The sequence below is a fragment of the Bradyrhizobium sp. S3.7.6 genome, assembly GCF_054061875.1.
The window spans coordinates 2,375,801-2,395,631 of the sequence record NZ_JBSSEQ010000001.1 but is presented as its reverse complement, the minus strand read 5'-3'; the positions used below and the strand labels follow the sequence as shown (position 1 = coordinate 2,395,631).

Annotated in this window: 14 protein-coding genes; 5 read left to right on the top strand and 9 right to left on the bottom strand. The window is 64.9% G+C overall.

What is annotated here, in order from left to right:
* Positions 1–2: 2 nt before the first annotated feature.
* From glgX to treY, 3 genes are read left to right on the top strand one after another with little or no spacing between them, the layout of a single operon-like run.
* Entirely contained in the window at positions 3–2,081 is a 2,079-nt protein-coding gene (gene glgX, locus ACVJ5M_RS11390) for a glycogen debranching protein GlgX (protein WP_063981400.1), read from the top strand.
* Positions 2,078–3,832 carry a malto-oligosyltrehalose trehalohydrolase gene (treZ, locus tag ACVJ5M_RS11385; protein ID WP_231143285.1) on the top strand — a complete coding sequence of 585 codons (1,755 nt, stop codon included), beginning with the start codon at positions 2,078–2,080 and terminating at the stop codon, positions 3,830–3,832. The genes glgX and treZ overlap by 4 nt, the downstream gene beginning before the upstream one ends.
* Position 3,833: 1 nt before the next feature.
* Complete coding sequence (treY, locus tag ACVJ5M_RS11380) at positions 3,834–6,620, top strand: malto-oligosyltrehalose synthase (RefSeq protein ID WP_231143286.1); 2,787 nt, start codon at positions 3,834–3,836, stop codon at positions 6,618–6,620.
* A gap of 3 nt (positions 6,621–6,623) precedes the next feature.
* Here the strand turns inward: treY and ACVJ5M_RS11375 are convergent, their stop codons facing one another.
* On the bottom strand, positions 6,624–6,941 hold the full coding sequence (locus ACVJ5M_RS11375) for a polyhydroxyalkanoic acid system family protein (RefSeq protein WP_085405235.1): 318 nt from the start codon (positions 6,939–6,941) through the stop codon (positions 6,624–6,626).
* Between the two features lie 182 nt (positions 6,942–7,123).
* Between ACVJ5M_RS11375 and ACVJ5M_RS11370 the strand changes: the two genes are divergently transcribed.
* Positions 7,124–7,288 carry a DUF3309 family protein gene (locus tag ACVJ5M_RS11370; protein WP_007595743.1) on the top strand — a complete coding sequence of 55 codons (165 nt, stop codon included), beginning with the start codon at positions 7,124–7,126 and terminating at the stop codon, positions 7,286–7,288.
* Positions 7,289–7,394: 106 nt separating this feature from the next.
* Here the strand turns inward: ACVJ5M_RS11370 and ligD are convergent, their stop codons facing one another.
* Positions 7,395–10,064 carry a DNA ligase D gene (gene ligD / locus ACVJ5M_RS11365; protein ID WP_354097177.1) on the bottom strand — a complete coding sequence of 890 codons (2,670 nt, stop codon included), beginning with the start codon at positions 10,062–10,064 and terminating at the stop codon, positions 7,395–7,397.
* A gap of 117 nt (positions 10,065–10,181) precedes the next feature.
* Between ligD and ku the strand changes: the two genes are divergently transcribed.
* On the top strand, positions 10,182–11,066 hold the full coding sequence (gene ku / locus ACVJ5M_RS11360) for a non-homologous end joining protein Ku (protein ID WP_231143289.1): 885 nt from the start codon (positions 10,182–10,184) through the stop codon (positions 11,064–11,066).
* Between the two features lie 224 nt (positions 11,067–11,290).
* Here the strand turns inward: ku and ACVJ5M_RS11355 are convergent, their stop codons facing one another.
* The 7 genes from ACVJ5M_RS11355 to ACVJ5M_RS11325 form a co-directional block, all read right to left on the bottom strand.
* Positions 11,291–11,980: a response regulator gene (locus ACVJ5M_RS11355; protein WP_028147071.1), complete on the bottom strand. Its 690-nt coding sequence runs from the start codon at positions 11,978–11,980 to the stop codon at positions 11,291–11,293.
* A complete protein-coding gene (locus ACVJ5M_RS11350) occupies positions 11,977–14,700 on the bottom strand; it encodes a sensor histidine kinase (protein WP_085405238.1) in 2,724 nt (907 codons plus the stop codon). Before ACVJ5M_RS11350 ends, ACVJ5M_RS11355 begins: the two co-directional genes overlap by 4 nt.
* Before the next feature lie 40 nt (positions 14,701–14,740).
* Entirely contained in the window at positions 14,741–15,346 is a 606-nt protein-coding gene (locus ACVJ5M_RS11345; RefSeq protein WP_085405239.1) for a K(+)-transporting ATPase subunit C, read from the bottom strand.
* Positions 15,347–15,403: 57 nt separating this feature from the next.
* Complete coding sequence (gene kdpB, locus ACVJ5M_RS11340; RefSeq protein WP_063981391.1) at positions 15,404–17,518, bottom strand: potassium-transporting ATPase subunit KdpB; 2,115 nt, start codon at positions 17,516–17,518, stop codon at positions 15,404–15,406.
* Positions 17,519–17,536: 18 nt separating this feature from the next.
* Entirely contained in the window at positions 17,537–19,240 is a 1,704-nt protein-coding gene (gene kdpA / locus ACVJ5M_RS11335) for a potassium-transporting ATPase subunit KdpA (protein ID WP_063981390.1), read from the bottom strand.
* A 112-nt stretch (positions 19,241–19,352) separates the two neighbouring features.
* Positions 19,353–19,442, bottom strand: coding sequence for a K(+)-transporting ATPase subunit F (locus tag ACVJ5M_RS11330; RefSeq protein WP_041953522.1), 90 nt, complete (start codon positions 19,440–19,442; stop codon positions 19,353–19,355).
* An 11-nt stretch (positions 19,443–19,453) separates the two neighbouring features.
* Complete coding sequence (locus ACVJ5M_RS11325) at positions 19,454–19,678, bottom strand: hypothetical protein (RefSeq protein WP_187387946.1); 225 nt, start codon at positions 19,676–19,678, stop codon at positions 19,454–19,456.
* Positions 19,679–19,831: the final 153 nt, after the last annotated feature.

The window sequence follows — 19,831 nt, the reverse complement described above, 5'->3', positions numbered from 1 at the left end:
CGATGCGCCTGACTGCTGGATCGCCCGCACGCCTTGGCGCAAGCTGGGACGGACGCGGCACCAATTTCGCGTTGTTCTCCGCCAATGCGCAGAAGGTCGAGCTGTGCCTGTTCGACACGCAAGGAAGGCGCGAACTCGAGCGTGTCGAGCTGCCCGAGCGGACCGAGGACGTCTGGCACGGCTATCTCAATGACATCTCGCCGGGCCAGCTCTACGGCTATCGCGTGCACGGCCCCTACGAGCCCGAGCACGGCCACCGCTTCAACGCCAACAAGCTGCTGCTCGACCCCTACGCCAAACGGCTCGCCGGGCGGCTGGTCTGGAGCGATGCCCATTTCGCCTATCGCACCGGTTCGCCGCGCGAGGACCTCTCCTTCGACCGGCGCGACAACGCGCGCGGCATGCCCAAGGCGGTCGTCGTCGACGAGACCTTCAACTGGGGCCGTCGCGAGATCCGGCCCAACATCCCCTGGGAAGACACCATCATCTACGAGGCCCACGTCAAGGGTCTGACGCAGAAGCGCGACGACGTGCCGCCGAATTTGCGCGGCACCTATGGCGGCCTGTCGTCGCCGGCGATGATCGAGCATTTGAAAACGCTCGGCGTCACCACCGTCGAGCTGCTTCCGATCCACAGCTTCATCGACGACCGCATTCTGGTCGAGAAGAAGCTCGTCAACTACTGGGGCTACAACACGCTGTCCTTCTTTGCGCCCGAACCGCGCTACGCCCAGGACAATGCGCTCGATTCCTTCCGCACCACGGTCGCGCGCCTGCACGATGCCGGCATCGAGGTGATGCTCGACGTCGTCTACAACCACACGGCCGAAGGCAATCACCTCGGTCCGACCCTGTGCTACCGCGGCATCGACAATGCCTCCTATTACTGGCTGAACCGCGAGAACCCGCGCTATTACGACGACTTCACCGGCTGCGGCTCGTCGGTGAACCTCACCCATCCGCGCGTGCTCCAGATGGTGATGGATTCGCTGCGCTACTGGGTCGAGGTCTGCCATGTCGACGGCTTCCGCTTCGACCTCGCCACCACGCTCGCGCGCGGACCGAACGGCTATGATCGCGGCAGCTCGTTCCTGACGGCGATCCGGCAGGACCCGGTGCTGGCGGCGGTGAAGCTCGTCGCCGAACCCTGGGATCTCGGGCTCGGCGGCTACCAGGTCGGCGCATTCCCTTCCCAATGGTCGGAGTGGAACGATCGGTATCGCAGCGCCATGCGCCGCTACTGGAGCGGCGAAGGCAGCCTGATTGGCGACATCTCCAGCCGCATGACAGCCTCATCCGACCTGTTCAACCATGACGGACGGCGACCGCGCGCCGGCATCAACCACATCACGGTGCATGACGGCTTCACGCTCGCCGACCTCTTCAGCTACAACGAGAAGCACAACGAGGCCAATGGCGAGGACAATCGCGACGGCTCCAGCGACAACCACAGCAACAATTGCGGTGTCGAGGGTCCGACCGACGATCCCGAGATTCTCGGGCTGCGGCGGCAGCTTCGCAAGAACGTGCTGGCCTGCCTGATGCTGGCGCAGGGCGTTCCGCTGATCCTGGCCGGCGACGAGGTCGGCAATTCGCAGTCCGGCAACAACAACGCCTATTGCCAGGACAACGAGGTCGGCTGGGTCGGCTGGGACAATCTCGGCAAGGACGGCGACGACATGGTCGATTTCGTCGCCGGGCTCGCCGAGATCCGCCGCCGCTTCTCGCAACTTCGCAGCCATCGCTGGCTCGACGGCCGGCCCAAGGACGGCGTCTCCTACGGCGCGCTGTGGCTGACGCCCGCCGGCGACGAGATGACGGAGAACGACTGGAAATTCCCGGAAGGGCGGTTCCTCTCCTATGTGATGGGGCCGATGGAACCGGGGAGCGCCGCGATCTTTATCGTACTGAACGCCGCCCCCGAAGAGATCGCATTCAAATTGCCCAAAATGGCCGAGTACAAAAGCTGGCAGCAGATCCTGAACACCACCGATGCCAGACCGAACAGTGTTGATTTGCAGCCCGGAAGCGACAGCAAGGCGCCGCCGCGCTCCGTGCTCGCCTTCGCGGGGGCGCTATGAGACCATCGTTCGGGGCGAGGCCGACCAAGGACGGCGTGTCGTTCCGGCTGTGGGCGCCCGGCGCTCGCCGAGTCGATCTCCTGCTCGACAGAAGGCACGCGATGCAGCGCCGGCAGGATGGCTGGTATGTCGCCGAGATTGCCGGCCTGCCCGTCGGCAGTCCCTACCAGTTCAGGATCGACGACGAGATCGACGTACCCGATCCCGCATCCGCGTTCCAGCCGGACGACGTTTTTGGACCGAGCGAAGTCGTCGATCATGATGCCTTCGCGTGGCGCGCGCGCGATTGGCGCGGACGTCCCTGGGAAGAGACGGTACTGATCGAGACCCATGTCGGCACCTTCACGCCTGAGGGCACCTACCGCGCCATGATCGACAAGCTCGATCATCTCGTTGCGACCGGAATCACCGCGCTGGAATTGATGCCGCTGGCCGATTTCGCCGGCCGCCGCGGCTGGGGCTATGACGGCGTGCTCTGGTACGCGCCCGACAGCGCCTATGGCCGGCCCGAGGACCTGAAGACACTGATCGACGAGGCGCATCTGCGCGGACTGATGGTGTTCCTCGACGTCGTCTACAATCATTTCGGCCCCGAGGGGAATTATCTCGGCCGCTATGCGCCGGCCTTCTTCACCGATGCGCATACGCCCTGGGGCAGCGCGATCGATTATCGCGTGCCGCAGGTCCGGGCCTTCGCGGTCGAGAACGCGCTGTCCTGGCTCACCGACTACCGCTTCGACGGCCTGAGACTGGATGCCGCCAATCACGTCATGGCGATCCCGGGCGAGCAGTCGATGTTGCAGGACCTCAGTGTCGCCGCCGGCGAGCTCGCCAAGGCCACGGGACGGCACATCCATCTCGTGCTGGAGAACGGCGACAATCGCGCCAGCCTGCTCGATGCCGGGCAAGATCCGCCCAACGGCAAATATCGCGCGCAGTGGAACGACGACTATCACCACGTCTGGCACGTGATGCTGACCGGCGAGCTCGCGGGCTATTACGCCGACTACCAGACGCCAAGCATGGATCTTGCGCGCGCGCTCACCTCGGGCTTCGTCTACCAGGGCGAGATCTCGGAGTTCTGGGGCAAGAAGCCGCGCGGCGAGGCGAGCGGCGAGCTGCCGCCGGCGACCTTCGTCAACTTCCTGCAAAACCACGACCAGATCGGCAATCGCCCGTTCGGTGATCGGCTCGAGAGCCTGGCATCGCCGCGGCAGATCGAAGCCGCGCTCGCGGTCACCCTGCTCGCGCCGATGGTGCCGATGCTGTTTCAGGGCGAGGAATGGGGCTCCACGGTGCCCTTCCCGTTCTTCTGCGATTTCCAGGGTGGCCTTGCCGATGCCGTGCGCAAGGGGCGCAAGCAGGAATATGCCTGGGCCTACGAGAAATACGGCGACGAGGTCCCCGATCCACTCGATCCCAAAACGCTGCAATCGGCCGTGCTGGATTGGACCGGCCACACGCCGGAGCAGGATGCGCGGCTGGCGCTGGTGCGGGAGCTGCTCGCGCTCCGTCACAAGGAGATCGCACCGCGGCTGAAGGGTGCGAGGTTCGGCGATGCCGAGACGGCCGATAGCGGCCTGCTCACCGCGCATTGGCGCATGGGCGACGGCGCGAGGCTGCTCCTGACCACCAATCTCTCGGACAAGGACATCGCACGTCCCAGCGACGCGACAGACACGCCGATCTGGGGCTCTGTCAGCGGCGATCGGCTCCCACCCTGGTCGGTGATCTGGCATCTCGGAGGTTAGCATGCCTCCTGCCATTCCTCTGGCGACCTATCGGCTTCAGCTCACCGCGGATTTCGACTTCGACAAGGCCGCCGCGGTCGTGCCTTACCTCAAGGCACTCGGGATCACGCATCTCTACGCCTCGCCGGTGATGAAGGCGCGCAAGGGCTCGACCCACGGCTACGACACCGTCGACCACAGTCAGTTCAATCCCGAGCTCGGCGGCGAGGCCGGCTTTGCCCGGCTGAGCGACGCCCTCACGCAGCACGACCTCGGCCTTATCATCGACTTCGTACCAAACCATGTCGGCGTGCACTTTGCCGACAATCCCTGGTGGCTGGACGTGCTGGAATGGGGCCAGGCCTCGCCGCATGCGGTTTCCTTCGACATCGACTGGGATCAACTGGCCTATCGTGCCCGCGGCGGCGTGCTGCTGCCGATCCTCGGCTCGCCCTACGGTGAGGCGCTGGAGCGCGGCGACATCGAGCTGCGCTACGATGCCGATGAAGGCAGTTTTTCCGCCTGGTATTTCGAGCATCGCCTGCCGATCGCGCCGGAACGCTATGGCGAAATGCTGCGCGTGATCGTGAAGGAAGCCGACGCCGCCGAGACCGAGGCCGGCAAGCGCCTGCTCGCGCTCGCGGCCCGCTACACCGGGCTGCGTCGCCCCAACCGCAGGGAAGCGCCCGGCTTCAAGGCGGAGCTCAAGGAGATCGCAGGCAGCGCCGACATCATCGAACGCGGTCTCGCCACCTATCGTTCCGCCAAGGATCGTCCGGCGCAGACGCTGGCGCTGCATCATCTGCTGGAGCGCCAGCACTACAAGCTCGGGCACTGGCGGCTCGCCTCCAGCGACATCAACTATCGCCGCTTCTTCGACGTCAACGGGCTTGCGGGCCTGCGGGTCGAGGACGCGAGCACGTTCGCCGCCACGCACCGGCTGGTGAAGCAGCTCATTGCCGACGGCAAGCTGCAAGGCATCCGCCTCGATCACATCGACGGCCTGCGCGATCCCGCACAATATTGCCAGCGGCTGCGCCGGCTGGTGCGCGACGCGCAAGGCAACACCAAACCGTTCTATACCGTGATCGAAAAGATCCTGTGCGAGCACGAGCGCCTGCCGCGTTTTGCCGGCGTTCAGGGCACCACGGGCTATGAGTGGATGAATGTCATCACTCAGGTTCTGGTCGACGCGAAAGGGCTGCAGGCGCTGAACGAGACCTGGCGGCAGATCAGCAACCGCGCGCCACAGCTGGCGCCTTACGTCAAGGACGCCAAGCGGCGCGTGCTGGAGACGCTGCTGACCAGCGAATTCACCGTGCTGACTCGCCTGCTCGCGCGGATCGCCAACGGACATTACTCGACCCGCGACTTCTCCGCCGACAGCCTGCGGCAGGCGCTCGAATTGTACGTGCTGCACTTCCCGGTCTATCGCACCTATTTGACGCATAGCGGCCCGACCGCGCTCGACCGCAAGCTGATCGACGACACCATCGAACGGGCCCGCGCGGAATGGTTCGCTGCGGATGAAGGCATCTTCGACTTCCTGCGCGACGCGCTGACCATGGACCTGCTCAAACCCGGCCGTCCCCCGCACAGCGCCCCGCGGGTGCGCCGCTTCGCGCTGAAGGTGCAGCAGTTCACGGGACCGATGATGGCGAAGTCGCTGGAGGACACCGCGTTCTATCAATCCCACCGGCTGCTCGCCTTGAACGAGGTCGGCGGCGACCCCGCGAGCAACGGCCTCACGGTACCTGCCTTCCATGAGGCCATGCGCGCGCGTGCCAACGAATGGCCGCAAGGGATGACGGCGACCGCGACCCACGACACCAAGCGCGGCGAGGACGCGCGCGCGCGGATCGCGGCGCTCAGCGAAATTCCCGGCGAATGGACCAGTGCGGTGGCGCGCTGGAAAGTCCTGAACGCGCCGCATCTCGCGCTCGACGGCAATCTGCGCGCCCCGTCGGCGACGTTCGAATACATGCTCTACCAGACCCTGCTCGGCGCCTGGCCGCTTGGGGAGACGGCCGATGCTGGCTTCGTCGAGCGCATCCAGGCCTATGCGCTCAAGGCCGCGCGCGAGGGCAAGGAGGAGACCAGCTGGCTCAACCCGCACGAGGCCTATGAGAACGGCGTCGCGAGCTTCATCGGGAAGATCCTCGATCCAGTACAATCCAGCGAGTTCCCGGACGCGCTGCAAATCCTGGCACGCCGCGTCGCGCTGCTCGGCGCCTTGAATTCGCTGAGCCAGCTCACGCTCAAGGCGACGCTGCCCGGCGTGCCGGACTTCTACCAGGGCACCGAATACTGGGACCTGTCGCTGGTCGATCCCGACAACCGCCGCCCGGTGGACTTTGCCGCGCGGCAGACGGCGCTGACGTCACTGGAAGCGCCGGACTGGCGCGGGCTGACCAAGACCTGGCCGAACGGCCAGCTCAAGCTGGCCTGGACGCGGCACCTGCTCAAACTGCGCAACGAACTCGCCGATGTGTTCGCGCAGGGCGAATATCAGCCGCTGCAGGTCCGGGGCGCGCACGCAGACCACGTCATTGCCTTTGTCCGCCGACACGGCCGCACGGCTGCGATCGTCGTGGTCGGGCGCCAGTTTGCGCCGTTCACGCAAGAGGGCCGACAATGGCCCGCGTTCGAGGGCGTTGACGCGACGATCGACATCACCGGCTACACCGGGCCGGACCTTGCCGGCAATCAATTGCCGCTCGCGCAAGCCTTCCGGGATATTCCCGCTGCGGTCATCGAAGCACGTGCCGCCAGCACGGCGAGACCCAGGCAACAGCGCGCTCGTAGCTGACGGCTACTTGCCCCCGTCCTTGGTCAGCAGCAGCTGCCCGCGCTTGCGGATGGTCGCCTGCGCCATCTCGGCGAAGCGCTGCAACAGCCACGGCAACACAACCTCAACCTTGACGTGGTCGTCTGCGACATCGACCTGACCGCTCGCGATCTGCCCGAGCGCGCGGATGCGAAAATTCATGCTGTCGCCGTTCCAGCGCTCTTCCTCGACCTGCATCACGGGAATGCTGGCGGCGGCGCGGCCGAGCCCGGTCTTGAGCCGGCGCACGGCTTCCTCGCGGCCGAGACGATGCGGAATGGAGACGACAAGCGGTGCTGACATGGCGCTGCCCTGTGGTGACTGATCCTCACATAGTCATGCCGCCTGGACTAGCAAAGGTTCCATGCAAGTTGGCCCCGTTCGCCGTGTTTCATCGTGGGAACTATAGAACCTGCGGCAAGTTGCCCTCGCACCACGGGACAGGTGCAAACGACCCTTTCAACAAAGGGCTGGAGGAGACTAGCATGTCTATCGGTACGATCATTCTGATCATTTTGGTCATCGCGCTGCTCGGCGGCTTCAGCGGTATCGGCGGCGGCCCGTTCTACGGCACCGGCTATTATGGCGGCGGCGGCCTCGGGCTCGTCATCGTCATCCTGCTGATCCTGCTGTTGCTCGGACGGATCTAGCGCAAGGAGCTGTAGCGGCCTCGTAGGGTGGGCAAAGGCGCAACGCGCCGTGCCCACCTCTTCGCCGCAATAAGAAAGATGGTGGGCACGCTTCGCTTTGCCCACCCTACTTCTTCTTCTCCGCGAGCTTCTTCATCGCGGTCTTTATTGACGAAGCCGCCCCGTCATAGCCATCCCAGACTTTCGAGCGCGCCAGCAGACCCGGTACCGTCCGCACCGTGTACCGCTTCGGATCGAGATCGCCCTTCACCTGCGCCCATGTCACAGGCATCGACACGGTCGCGCCATCGCGCGCACGGGGCGACAGCGGCGCCACCGCCGTCGACAGGCGATCGTTGCGCAAATAATCCAGGAAGATCTTTCCATTGCGCAGCTTCTTCGACATGTTGAGCAGATAGCGCTCGGGATCGTCGTCGGCCATCCACTGGCAAACGCCTTGCGCGAACGCCTTGGCCTCCTTCCAGCTCACCTTGTCGCGCGCGCCGTGGAGCAGCGGCACCACCACGTGCAGGCCCTTGCCGCCGGTGGTCTTGCAAAAGCTCTCCATGCCGACGTCGGTGAGGCGCTGCCGCATCTCCTTGGCGGCGTCCACGACATCGGCGAATTTGACGTCCGGCGCGGGATCGAGATCGAACACCAGCCGGCCCGGCGTATCGTAGGCGTCCGGGGCACAATTCCAGGGATGCAGCTCGACGCCGCCGATCTGCGCGACCGCGGCGAGCCCCTCGACGCGATCGATCTGCAGGTACGGCTTGCGATCGCCCGAGACCTTTGCGAGCTCCAGCAGGTTCGACGTGCCCTGCATGGCATGGCGCTGGAAGAATTTTTCGCCGCCGATGCCATCAGGCGCGCGCAGGATCGAACAGGGCCGGCCCTTGATGTGCTCGATCATCCAGGCGCCGACGGCCTCGAAATAGCGCGCGAGATCGAGCTTCGTCACGCCCGCGCCGTCGCCGCCATCCGGCCACAGCTCCTTGTCGGGCTTTGAGATGACGACACCCATCACCTCGGCCGTGCCGGCATCCTTCCGCTTGCCTGCCTTCGGCACGGCCCGCTTCCTGGCCGAGGGCTTTGCGAGTTCGGTATCAGCGGGTGTTTCCGCCTCGACCTCCTCAGCCGGCTTGTCCTGCCGCAGGCCCTTGAAGGCGGCCTGGCGGATATTGCCGTCGGCGGTGAACCCGGCGAACTCGATCTCGGCGACGAGCTCCGGCTTCAGCCAGTGCACGTCGCGCGTCTTTTTCGGCGCGTTCTTGCCGCCGAAGGGGCTTTGCCTGGCCTCCATGGCTTTCAAGGACGGCATGATGCGCTTGACCGTGTCCGCGCCGAAGCCGGTGCCGACCATGCCGACGAAGGCAAGATGATCGCCGCGGTGCACGCCGGCCATCAGCGAGCGGAATTTGCCGTTGGTGGTCTTCCAGCCGCCGATCACGACCTCATGGCCGGCGCGGCATTTGGCCTTGGTCCAGCTTTCCGTTCGTCCCGACCGGTAAGGCGCATCGAGCTTCTTCGACACCACACCTTCGAGCTCGAGCTTGCAGGCCGATTGCAGCACGGCATCGCCGCTGCTCTCGAAATGCTCGACATAGCGGATTTGGCTCGATTTCTTCTTGCCTGCGTCCAGAACTTGCCTGAGGCGGTCCTTGCGCTCGCCGAGTGGCAGGCGCCGGCAATCGAGCCCCTCGGCGAACAGGAGATCGAAGGCAAAGAAGATCAGGTCCTCGGTCTTGCCGTCCGACAGCGCGGCCTGGAGCGAGGAGAAATTCGGCGCGCCGTTGTGATCCAGCGCGACGATCTCGCCGTCAATCATGGCGTCGGGAAGCTCGCCCGCCTCCTTCGCGATGGCTGCGAACTTGTCGGTCCAGTCGAGGCCCTTGCGCGTCTTCAGCGTCGCCTCGCCGTCCTCGACGCGGAGCTGGACGCGATAGCCGTCGAACTTGATCTCGTGGCACCAGCCATCGGCCGCCGGCGGCCGCTCGACCGGGGTACAGAGCTGCGGCGCGACGAAGTCCGGCATCTCCGAGACTTTTTTCGCGTTTGTCGCGATCGTGGCTTTCTTCTTTGCCGCCTCCTTCCCGCGCTTCAACGCCGCGCCGGGCGCCGGCCTGACGGTGCGCCCTTTCGGCTCCTCGGCACGATTGGACTGCCAGACCGCATCGGCCTTGGCCTTGGCACCCTTCGCCAGCATGAACGGCTTTGGCGCGCGACCCTTGCCATCAGCGATCTGCGCCATCGCGCGGCCGGAGGCCACCGACTTGTCCTCGCCGAGAATGTCGTCGCTCTCGCTGGCATATTCGTCGCGATGCTTGATCAGGAGCCAGTTGGTGCGCTTGCCGCCGATGCGGTCATGCCTCATCCGCACCAGCACCCAGCTTCCATGCAGCTTGTCGCCGTGGAGCGTGAACTTGAGGTCACCCTTCTGGAAGCCGCGCTCGGGATCCTCGGACTCCCAGGTGCCGCGGTCCCAGAGCATGACCGTGCCGCCGCCATACTGCCCTTCCGGAATCGTGCCTTCGAAATCGCCATAGTCGAGCGGATGGTCCTCGACTTCGACCGCGAGCCGCTTGTCATGCGGATCGAGCGAGGGTCCCTTGGTCACCGCCCACGACTTGAACACGCCGTCGAACTCGAGCCGCAGATCATAGTGCAGTCGCGTCGCATCGTGCTTCTGGATCACGAAGCGCCGCTGCGCCGATGGCGCCACCGCGGTCTTGCCCGACGGCTCCGGTGTCTTCTCGAAATCGCGTTTCTGTCGGTAGGTGGAGAGTTTTCGCAGCACGACCGGTCCCGCATTCTCTTTCGGCGTTGAAGCCTATCACGGCGGAAGTCCCACCCGGAACCAAAACCCGATGGGGCTGTTGGGGTTCCAAAATGCCTTGAAACGCTGGAGAACGGAATGGCCCCGCGCGCCTATTGGAAGGGAACGTTAAAGCTCTCGCTGGTCAGTTGCCCGGTCGCGCTTTATCCGGCGACCACCGCGGCCGAGAAGACGCGGTTTCACATGATCAACCGCGAGACCGGAAACCGGCTCAAGCAGCAGATGGTGGACTCCGAGACCGGTGACGTGGTCGAGAGCGGCCAGAAGGGACGCGGCTACGAACTGCGCAAGGGCAAATATGTAGAGATCGAGCCGGAGGAGCTCGAGGCGGTCCAGATCGAAAGCAACCACACCATCGACATCGAGAGTTTCGTGCCGAGCGAGGAGATCGACCAGCGCTATCTCAATCATCCCTATTATATCGCGCCCGACGGCAAGGCTGCGGTCGATGCCTTCGCCGTGATCCGCGACGCCATGAAGGACCAGGACCGCGTGGCGCTCGCCAAGATCGTGCTCACCAACCGCGAGCACATCATCGCGATCGAACCGCTCGGCAAGGGCCTGCTCGGTACCACGTTGCGCTTCCCCTATGAGCTGCGCGACGAGGACCAGTTCTTCGACGGCATCAAGAGCCCCAAGATCACCAAGGACATGGTCGAGCTCGCCGGCCACATCCTGCAGACCAAGGCCGCACATTTCGACCCGAGCAAGTTCAAGGATGAGTACGAGACCGCGCTGAAGGCGCTGGTGAAGCGCAAGGCCAGCGGCAAGACAATCGAGCTGCCGGAGCGCGAGGAGCGCCCGAGCAACGTCGTCAGCCTGATGGACGCGCTGAAGCAGAGCCTGAAGGGACGCGGCGGGAAGAAGACGGCGGCCAAACCCAGCGCACGCCGCGCGACGGGAAAGCAAAGAGCGACGAGGAAGACCCAGCGGTCGACGGCCCGGCACAGGAAGGCGGGCTGATTGCCTCCGTCATTGCGAGCGCAGCGAAGCAATCCAGGATCTTTCCGCGGAAGGACTCTGGATTGCTTCGCTGCGCTCGCAATGACGATGTGGATGCAGGCTCGCGCCACAACCTCTGCCGTCATGCCCGGGCTTGTCCCGGGTATCCACGTTCTTCGTGCCGCACGTCAAGGCATGGATGGCCGGGTCAAGCCCGGCCATGACGGGCCGTTTGACGTCGAAAGCTAATCCCCCGCCTTCAGCCGGTACCCGATCCCCGTCTCCGTCAGCACATATTGCGGGCGTTCGGGATCGGCTTCGATCTTCTGGCGGAGCTGGCGGACATAGACGCGCAGATATTGCGCGTCGGTAAGCTCGTCCCAGAGCTCCTTGAGCAAGAAACGATGGGTCAGCACCTTGCCGGCGTGCTGCACCAGCACGCGCAAGAGATCGTACTCCTTCGGTGACAGCTTTATCTCGCGCTCGCCGACCTTGACGATGCGACGCACGAGATCGACGGAGAGATCGCCGGTGCGGAACACCGGACGCTCGCCCTTGACCTGGAGCTGGTGCCGCAGCGCCGCGCGCAGGCGCGCCAACAGCTCGTCCATGCCGAACGGCTTTGTCAGATAATCGTCGGCGCCGAGATCGAGCGCCTGCACCTTGCCGGCCTCGTCGCCGCGGCTCGACAGCACCACGATCGGCACGCCCTCGTTGCGGCCGCGGATGGTGCGCAGCAATTCGTGGCCCTGGATGTCGGGCAGGCCGAGATCGAGAATGATCAGAGCGGGTTCTTCCGCGAGCTTCTCGAGCGCGGTCTTTCCGTTCGACGCTTCCAGGATCTCGTAGCCTTGCGTCGAGAGTCCCATCCGCAGCAATTTTCGGATTGGCGGCTCGTCGTCGATGACCAGAACCTTGATCGGGGCGGCGCTCATGCGGCTGTATCCAATGCGTGGGTCCGAGCCGGAACGGGCAGCCGGATGGTGAGGATCGCGCCGCTGCGGTCGCCGCGGTTGGCGGCCGAGATCGTGCCCTGCATCGCCTCGACGAAGCCGCGGGAGATGGCGAGCCCCAGCCCGGTGCCGGGACGGACATGGTCGCCCTTCTGCACGCGATAGAACTTGTCGAACACGCTCTCGAGCTCGTCAGGCGGAATGCCGCCACCCTGGTCGGCGATCTCTAACACGACATGATTTCCCTCGCGCCGGCTGCGGATCGAGATCGTTGTATCGGGCAGCGAATATTTCGCGGCATTGTCGAGCAGATTGAACAGCACTTGTTCGAACAGCACGGCATCGAGCTGAAGCATCGGCAGATCGGCCGCCAGCACCAGTTCCACCTTGTGCGCCGTCAATATCTTGCTCGCACGCCGCAGCGCGCTGCCGACGATCTCGCCGAGATCGTGCAGTGCCGCGTTGGGCACGATGGCGCCGGATTCGAGCTTTGTCATGTCGAGCAGATTGGCGATGAAGCGGTTGAGGCGCTCGGACTCGTCGATCACGGTGGCGAGCAGATCGCGCTTCTCGGTGTCGGACAAGGCACCGGCGAGATCGCGCATGGTCGAGGCCGCGCCGAGCACGGAGGCGAGCGGCGTCTTGAGATCGTGCGAGATCGAGGTCAGCAGCGCAGAGCGCAACCGCTCGGATTCGACGGTGCGCTTGACGCGATCCACGTCCTCGACCAGCAGCACGCGCTCGATTGCCAGTGCGCCCTGGTCGACGAGTGCATCGAGCAGCCGGCGCTGGTCGGGGGTCAGCAGCGGACCGGTGCGATCATTGTCGATACCGATGACGCCGATCGGACCACGCCCGGTGCGCATCGGCAGGAACAGCCGCTTGGCGCCGGGAAGCGTATCCGAGCCGCGGCCGGCGGGACGATCATTGCTCCAGGCCCAATTGGCTGCGGCGAGATCGGCCTGGTCGATCTGGTCCTCGGGCGGATAGCCGGACTTCACCGTGAGCAGCCCCTCCTCCGGCAGCAGCAGGACCACGCGAACCTTCAGCATCAGCGCGGTTTGATAGGCAGTTGCCCAGAGCACGTCGTCGAGCGTGCCGGTGCCCGTGAGCTTGCGGCTGAACGCATAGAGCTGCTCGGTCGTGCGGATGCGGCCGAGCGCGGTGTCCGCCTGCGTGCGCACCCGCCCGGCGACATTCGATACCACGAACGCGATCAACATGAAAAAGAAGAACGCCGCGACATTGGTCGGGTCGGTAATCGTGAAAGTGTAGACCGGCGGCAGGAAGAAGAAGTTGTACGCCAGCGACGCCGCGACGCTCGCAAGGAGCGACGGCCACAACCCATAGCGAACAGCCACGGCGACAACCGCGGTCAGGAACATCAGGTCGACGTTTTCGATGCCGAAATACGGCTTGATGGCCACCGCTGCGGCAAGGCCGAGCGCGGTGATCCCGAGCGCCTTCAAATAGGGACGAGCATCAAACGCCTCTGCCCGTGCCGCCGTCTGGACCGCCGTCTTCGGCGCCGGCTCGGCCGCGAGCTCATCGCCGGGAATGACGTGAACGCTGATATTGCCGGAACTGCGCACGAGATCATGCACGACGGAGCCGCGCGTCAGTTCGAACCACCGCGAGCGCGTCGATTTCCCGATCACGATCTGGGTGACGTTGTTGCCTTGCGCGAAGTTGATGACGTCGTCGGCGATGCGGCGGCCGACAGCGGGAATGGTCAGCGCTTCACCGCCGAGCGATTCGGCAAGCCGCAGCGTATCGGCGAGACGGTCGCGCTCCTCGTCCGAAAGCTGGAGCGACCGCCGGGTCTCGATCGAGATTGCGGTGAATTGCGCATGCAGCCGGTCGGCCAGCCGCTTGGTGTAGCGCACGAGCCCCGCCGCGCGCGGATCCTCGCTGATGCAGACGAGGATGCGCTCGCCCGCGGCCCAGGGGCCGGCGATGGCATTCGCCTGCATGTGATTGAGAAGCTGCTCGTCGACCCGCTCGGCCGTACGCCGCAGCGCCAGCTCACGCAGCGCGGTCAGATTGCCCGGCGAGAAATAGTGCTCCAGCGCCCGCTCGGCCTGCTTGGGCACATAGACCTTGCCCTCCCGCAGCCGCTGGATCAAATCGTCGGGCGTGAGGTCGATCAGCTCGATCGCATCGGCGCGGTCGAAGACCGAGTCCGGCACGGTCTCGCGCACCCGCACATGGGTGATCTGGGCGACGACGTCGTTCAGGCTCTCGATATGCTGGATGTTGACGGCGGTGTAGACGTCGATGCCGTGGGACAGCAGCTCCTCGACGTCGAGATAGCGCTTGGGATGGCGGCTGCCGGCGGCATTGGTATGAGCGAGCTCGTCAACCAGCGCGATCCGAGGGCGGCGCTCGATCACGGCATCGAGGTCCATCTCCTCGACGCTCTGGCCGCGGTAATCGAACCTCTTGCGCGGCACCACCTCGAGCCCGCGCACCAGCGCCTCGGTCTCGGCGCGGCCATGGGTCTCGACAAAGCCGACCACCACGTCGATGCCCGCCTTGCGCCTGGCATGGGCGCTTTGCAGCATCTCGTAGGTCTTGCCGACGCCGGGGGCGGCGCCGACGAAGATCTTCAGCTTGCCGCTCGCGCTCTCCTCCCGACGCGCGGCTTCAAGGAGCGCCTCAGGGGACGGACGTTGTTCGGGATCGCGGCGCTCTCGGACCATCAGGCCAATATAATCATCCGCCCGCCCCCAGCCTAGACCGCTACTTCGCGGTGGCGCGATCGAGCGCGAGGTTCAGTGCCAGAACGTTAACCCGCGGTTCGCCAATCAGGCCGAGCAAACGGCCCTGGGTGTTGGAGGCCACGAGCTGCTTGACCTGAGCGTCCGGCAGATTCCGCGCCTTCGCCACCCGCGGCACCTGAAATTCAGCCGCTTCCGGCGAGATGTCCGGGTCGAGGCCGCTGGCCGAGGTGGTGACCAGGTCGACCGGCACGGCGGCGTTCGGATTTTCAGCCTTCAACTTGTCCACATCCTCCTTGAGCCGGTCGGCCAGCGCCTTGCTGGTCGGGCCAAGGTTGGAGCCGCCCGAGTTGGCCGCGTTGTAGGGCGCCGACACCGTCTTGGTCGAATCATTCGGGTCCGGCGCCAAAGTCGCCGAGAGGCGGCCGTGGAAATATTTGTCCTCCTTGAACTCCTGCCCGATCAGGGCGGAGCCGATCACCTTGCCGTCCCGCTCGATCAGGCTGCCCTGCGCCTGCGAGGGGAAGATCGCACCGGCAATAGCGGTCATTGCGAGCGGATAGGCCAGGCCGGTGATGGCGGTGAGCACCAGCAGCAGGACGATGGCGGGGCGAATTTCTCTGAGCATGTTAGGTCTCCAAATCTTTCGTCATTGCGCGGGGCGCGGTGCGCCCCGCGACGACGATCAAGCCAGATGCAAGGCGGTGACGACGAGGTCGATCGCCTTGATGCCGATGAAGGGAATCACGATGCCGCCGAGGCCGTAGATCAGGAGGTTGCGCCTCAGCAATGCGCCGGCACCGACCGCGCGATAGGCGACGCCCTTCAGCGCCAGCGGGATCAGCGCGATGATGACCAGCGCGTTGAAGATGATCGCCGACAGGATGGCGCTCTGCGGGCTCGACAGGTTCATGACGTTGAGCACGTTGAGCTGCGGGTAGAACGCCAGGAACATCGCCGGGATGATCGCAAAATACTTTGCGACGTCGTTGGCGATCGAGAACGTCGTCAGCGCGCCGCGCGTCATCAGCAGCTGCTTGCCGATCTCGACCACCTCGATCAGCTTGGTCGGGTTGGAATCGAGGTCGACCATGTTGCCGGCCTCGCGGGCGGCCTGGGTGCCGGTGTTCATGGCGACGCCGACGTCGGCTTGGGCGAGCGCGGGCGCGTCGTTGGTGCCGTCGCCGCACATGGCGACCAGCTTGCCCTTGGCCTGCTCGTCGCGGATCAGCTTCAGCTTGTCCTCGGGCGTTGCTTGCGCGAGGAAGTCATCGACGCCCGCCTCCGCCGCGATCGCAGCGGCCGTCATCGGGTTGTCGCCGGTGATCATGATGGTGCGGATGCCCATGCGGCGCAGTTCTGCGAAGCGCTCGCGGATGCCGCCCTTGACGATGTCCTTGAGCTGGATGACGCCGAGCAGCTTGCCGTCCTTGGCGACCGCAAGCGGTGTTCCGCCCGCTTTCGAGATCTCATCGGCGATGGTCTGGACTTCACGGCCGACGTCGGAAAGCACCGCAGGCTGAATGGCGCGCGCGGTGTTGCCGGAGGCAACGGCCAGCGGCGCACCGCCGCCGACATAGTTGAGCATGGCATCGACCGCGCCCTTGCGCACCGACGAGCCGCCGGCATCGACACCGCTCATGCGGGTTTGTGCCGTGAACGGAATGAAGGTGGCGCCAAGCTCGGCCATGTCCCGGCTGCGAATGGAATACTTCTCCTTCGCCAGCACGACGATGGAGCGGCCTTCCGGCGTCTCGTCGGCGAGCGAGGCGAGCTGCGCCGCATCGGCGAGCTCCTGCTCGGTGACGCCGCGAACCGGGCGGAACGCGGTGGCCTGACGGTTGCCGAGCGTGATCGTACCGGTCTTGTCGAGCAGCAGCGTATCGACGTCACCGGCAGCCTCGACCGCGCGGCCGGACATCGCCAGCACGTTGAAGCGGACCAGGCGGTCCATGCCAGCGATACCGATCGCCGATAGCAGCGCGCCGATCGTGGTCGGGATCAGCGTCACGAACAGTGCGACCAGCACGACCACCGAGATCGAGCCGCCGGCATAAGCCGCATAGCTCGGAATGGTGACGGTGGCGAACACGAAGATGATGGTGAGGCCGGCGAGCAGGATGTTGAGCGCGATCTCGTTCGGCGTCTTCTGCCGCTCGGCGCCCTCGACCAGCTTGATCATGCGGTCGATGAAGGTCGAGCCTTGCGCGGCCGTAATGCGGACGCGGATCCAGTCGGACTGCACCTGCGTGCCGCCGGTCACCGCCGACCGGTCGCCGCCGGACTCGCGGATCACGGGCGCGGACTCGCCAGTGATGGCGGCTTCGTTGACGGAAGCGACGCCTTCGATCACCTCGCCGTCGGAGGGGATGGTGTCCCCGGCCTCGACCAGCACGATATCGCCGACCTTCAGGCTGGTGCCCGGCACCAGCGTGAAGGCCTGGCCCGCGCCGCTCAGGAGCTTGGCCTGGCTCTCGGTGCGGGTCTTGCGCAACGATTCGGCCTGTGCCTTGCCGCGGCCTTCGGCCACCGCTTCGGCGAAATTGGCGAACAGCACCGTGAACCAGAGCCAGAGGATGATCTGGAAGGTGAAGCCGAGATTCTCGCCGCCGGTGACGAGGTCGCGCAGAAAGATCACCGTGGTGAGCGCGGCCACGATCTCGACCACGAACATCACGGGGTTCTTGATCATCAGCCGCGGGTCGAGCTTGGTGAAGGACGCGCTGATCGCGGGCAGAACGATCTTGGGATCGAGCATTGCCGACATCGGGGCACGTTTTTGCAGTTTCATCGTATCCATGGAGGTCACTCCAAACAATCAGAAGACGTTGCCGGCGTTCATCGCGAGTTGCTCGACGATCGGGCCGAGCGCGAGTGCCGGGAAGAAGGTCAGGCCGCCGATGATCAGGATCACGCCCACGACGAGGCCGACGAACAGCCCGCCTGTAGTCGGGAACGTGCCCGCCGACGGCGGGATCGACTTCTTGGCGGCCAGCGAGCCCGCAATCGCCATCGCCGGAACGATCATGAAGAACCGGCCGACGAACATCGCGGATGCGAGCGTGAGGTTGTAGAACAACGTGTTGCCGGTGAGGCCCGCGAAGGCCGAGCCGTTGTTGCCGGTCGCCGAGGTGAAGGCGTAGAGCACCTCGGTGAAGCCATGCGGGCCGGCATTCGCCATGGAGGCGACCGCCGCCGGATAGACCACGCCGACCGCGGTCCAGCCGAGATACATCAGCGGCAGCACCAGGATCGCGAGCATCGCCATCTTGACTTCGCGCGCCTCGATCTTCTTGCCGACATATTCCGGTGTGCGGCCGACCATCAGGCCGGCGACGAAGATCGCGAGCACGACGAACAGCAGCATGCCATAGAGGCCGGCGCCGACGCCGCCGATGATGACTTCGCCGAGCTGCATGTTGATCAGCGGGATCATGCCGCCGAGCGCGGTGAAGCTGTCATGCATGGCGTTGACCGCGCCGCACGAGGCGGCCGTGGTCACCACGGCGAACAGCGAGGATGCGACGATGCCGAAGCGGACTTCCTTGCCCTCCATGTTGCCGCCGGTCAGGCCGAGTGCATGCATCATCGAGGTGCCGTTGGCTTCCGCCCAGTAGGTGATGGAGACACCGGCGATGAACAGCACGCCCATCACCGCGAAGATCGCCCAGCCCTGGCGCTGGTTGCCGACCATGCGGCCGAACACATTGGTCATGGCCGCGCCGATCAGGAAGATCGAGAGCATCTGCACGAAGTTCGACAGCGCCGTCGGGTTCTCGAAGGGATGGGCGGCGTTGGCATTGAAGAAGCCGCCGCCATTGGTCCCGAGCATCTTGATCGCGACCTGCGAGGCCACCGGGCCGACCGCGATGGTCTGCTTGGCGCCTTCGAGCGTCGTGGCCTCGACGTAAGCACCGAGCGTCTGCGGCATGCCCTGCCAGACCAGGAACAGCGTGTAGACGACGCAGATCGGCAGCAGCACGTAAAGTGTCGTGCGGGTGACGTCGACCCAGAAATTACCGACCGTGCGCATCGAGGCGCGCGAGAATCCGCGGATCATGGCCACCGCGAGCGCGATGCCGGTCGCCGCCGACAGGAAATTCTGGTGCGTCAGGCCGAGCATCTGCACGAGATAGGATACCGTGCTCTCGCCGCCGTAATTCTGCCAGTTGGTATTGGTGATGAAGGAAATCGCGGTGTTGAAGGAGAGATCCTGGGCGACAGCGCCCTGCCCGGCCGGGTTGAACGGCAACACCGCCTGAAGCCGCATCACGCCGTAGATGATCAGGAAGCCGCCGACATGAAACAGCAGCATCGAGACCGTGTAGGTCAGCCAATGCTGCTCGCGCCTCTCTTCGACGCCAGAAAACCAATAAATGCCGGCCTCGATCGGCCGCAGCACCGGCGACAGGAACGTCCGCTCGCCGTTGAACACAGCCGTCATGTACCCGCCGAGCGGTTTTGTCAGCGCGACGATAATCGCGCAAAAGAGAATGATCTGGAGCCAACCGATCATAGTCATGGCATCAACCCTTTAGGACGTTTGTCCTGCGCAGGAGCGGCAGGATCAGGGCAAGCAGGCACGCGACGAGCGCGGCGTCCGCGAGCAGCAATTCGAGAAGCAGCAGCACGGGTCAGAACCGCTCGGGCCGCAGCAGTGCGTAAGTGAGGTAGAACAGGAGACCGAGCGAGACGACGGCGGCGAGCGAATAATCGAAGGTCATGGTCCGCTCCCTCACAGCCGTTCGCAGGCGTAGGTGTAGCCGATCGCAAGCGCGAAGAAGCCAAAGCCCAGCGCCAGCACCAGAATGTCCATCATGGGAATGCTCCTCGTTGCGGCTTTATGTCGGACGCAACCGTTTCTCAGGCGTCCGGCGAGCGCGTGGAACGAAGGAAATGCAAAGCATTTCCACGGCACCAGCCGGGACTTTTGACCGTGTTGAAGTGCCACCACCGGCATAGGTTTTCGAGATGAGGCCTATGGCGAAGTTATATGAATTCTATAAGTGCCGACGCGTCGTGGCTGTTCGCCATGTGGCACCGACACTGTATTCCGGACGGTCGTTCCGAGCAGGCAGCGCAGCGACACAAGCCACCGTTGCTTTCACTACCG

What these genes read in the sequence shown, in the direction of transcription:
- glgX (WP_063981400.1), top strand. Translation starts at nt 3, where the DNA reads ATGCGCCTGACTGCTGGATCGCCCGCACGCCTTGGCGCAAGCTGGGAC.
- treZ (WP_231143285.1), top strand. Translation starts at nt 2,078, where the DNA reads ATGAGACCATCGTTCGGGGCGAGGCCGACCAAGGACGGCGTGTCGTTC.
- treY (WP_231143286.1), top strand. Translation starts at nt 3,834, where the DNA reads ATGCCTCCTGCCATTCCTCTGGCGACCTATCGGCTTCAGCTCACCGCG.
- ACVJ5M_RS11375 (WP_085405235.1), bottom strand. Translation starts at nt 6,941, where the DNA reads ATGTCAGCACCGCTTGTCGTCTCCATTCCGCATCGTCTCGGCCGCGAG.
- ACVJ5M_RS11370 (WP_007595743.1), top strand. Translation starts at nt 7,124, where the DNA reads ATGTCTATCGGTACGATCATTCTGATCATTTTGGTCATCGCGCTGCTC.
- ku (WP_231143289.1), top strand. Translation starts at nt 10,182, where the DNA reads ATGGCCCCGCGCGCCTATTGGAAGGGAACGTTAAAGCTCTCGCTGGTC.
- ACVJ5M_RS11355 (WP_028147071.1), bottom strand. Translation starts at nt 11,980, where the DNA reads ATGAGCGCCGCCCCGATCAAGGTTCTGGTCATCGACGACGAGCCGCCA.
- ACVJ5M_RS11350 (WP_085405238.1), bottom strand. Translation starts at nt 14,700, where the DNA reads ATGGTCCGAGAGCGCCGCGATCCCGAACAACGTCCGTCCCCTGAGGCG.
- ACVJ5M_RS11345 (WP_085405239.1), bottom strand. Translation starts at nt 15,346, where the DNA reads ATGCTCAGAGAAATTCGCCCCGCCATCGTCCTGCTGCTGGTGCTCACC.
- kdpB (WP_063981391.1), bottom strand. Translation starts at nt 17,518, where the DNA reads ATGGATACGATGAAACTGCAAAAACGTGCCCCGATGTCGGCAATGCTC.
- kdpA (WP_063981390.1), bottom strand. Translation starts at nt 19,240, where the DNA reads ATGACTATGATCGGTTGGCTCCAGATCATTCTCTTTTGCGCGATTATC.
- ACVJ5M_RS11330 (WP_041953522.1), bottom strand. Translation starts at nt 19,442, where the DNA reads ATGACCTTCGATTATTCGCTCGCCGCCGTCGTCTCGCTCGGTCTCCTG.
- ACVJ5M_RS11325 (WP_187387946.1), bottom strand. Translation starts at nt 19,678, where the DNA reads ATGCCGGTGGTGGCACTTCAACACGGTCAAAAGTCCCGGCTGGTGCCG.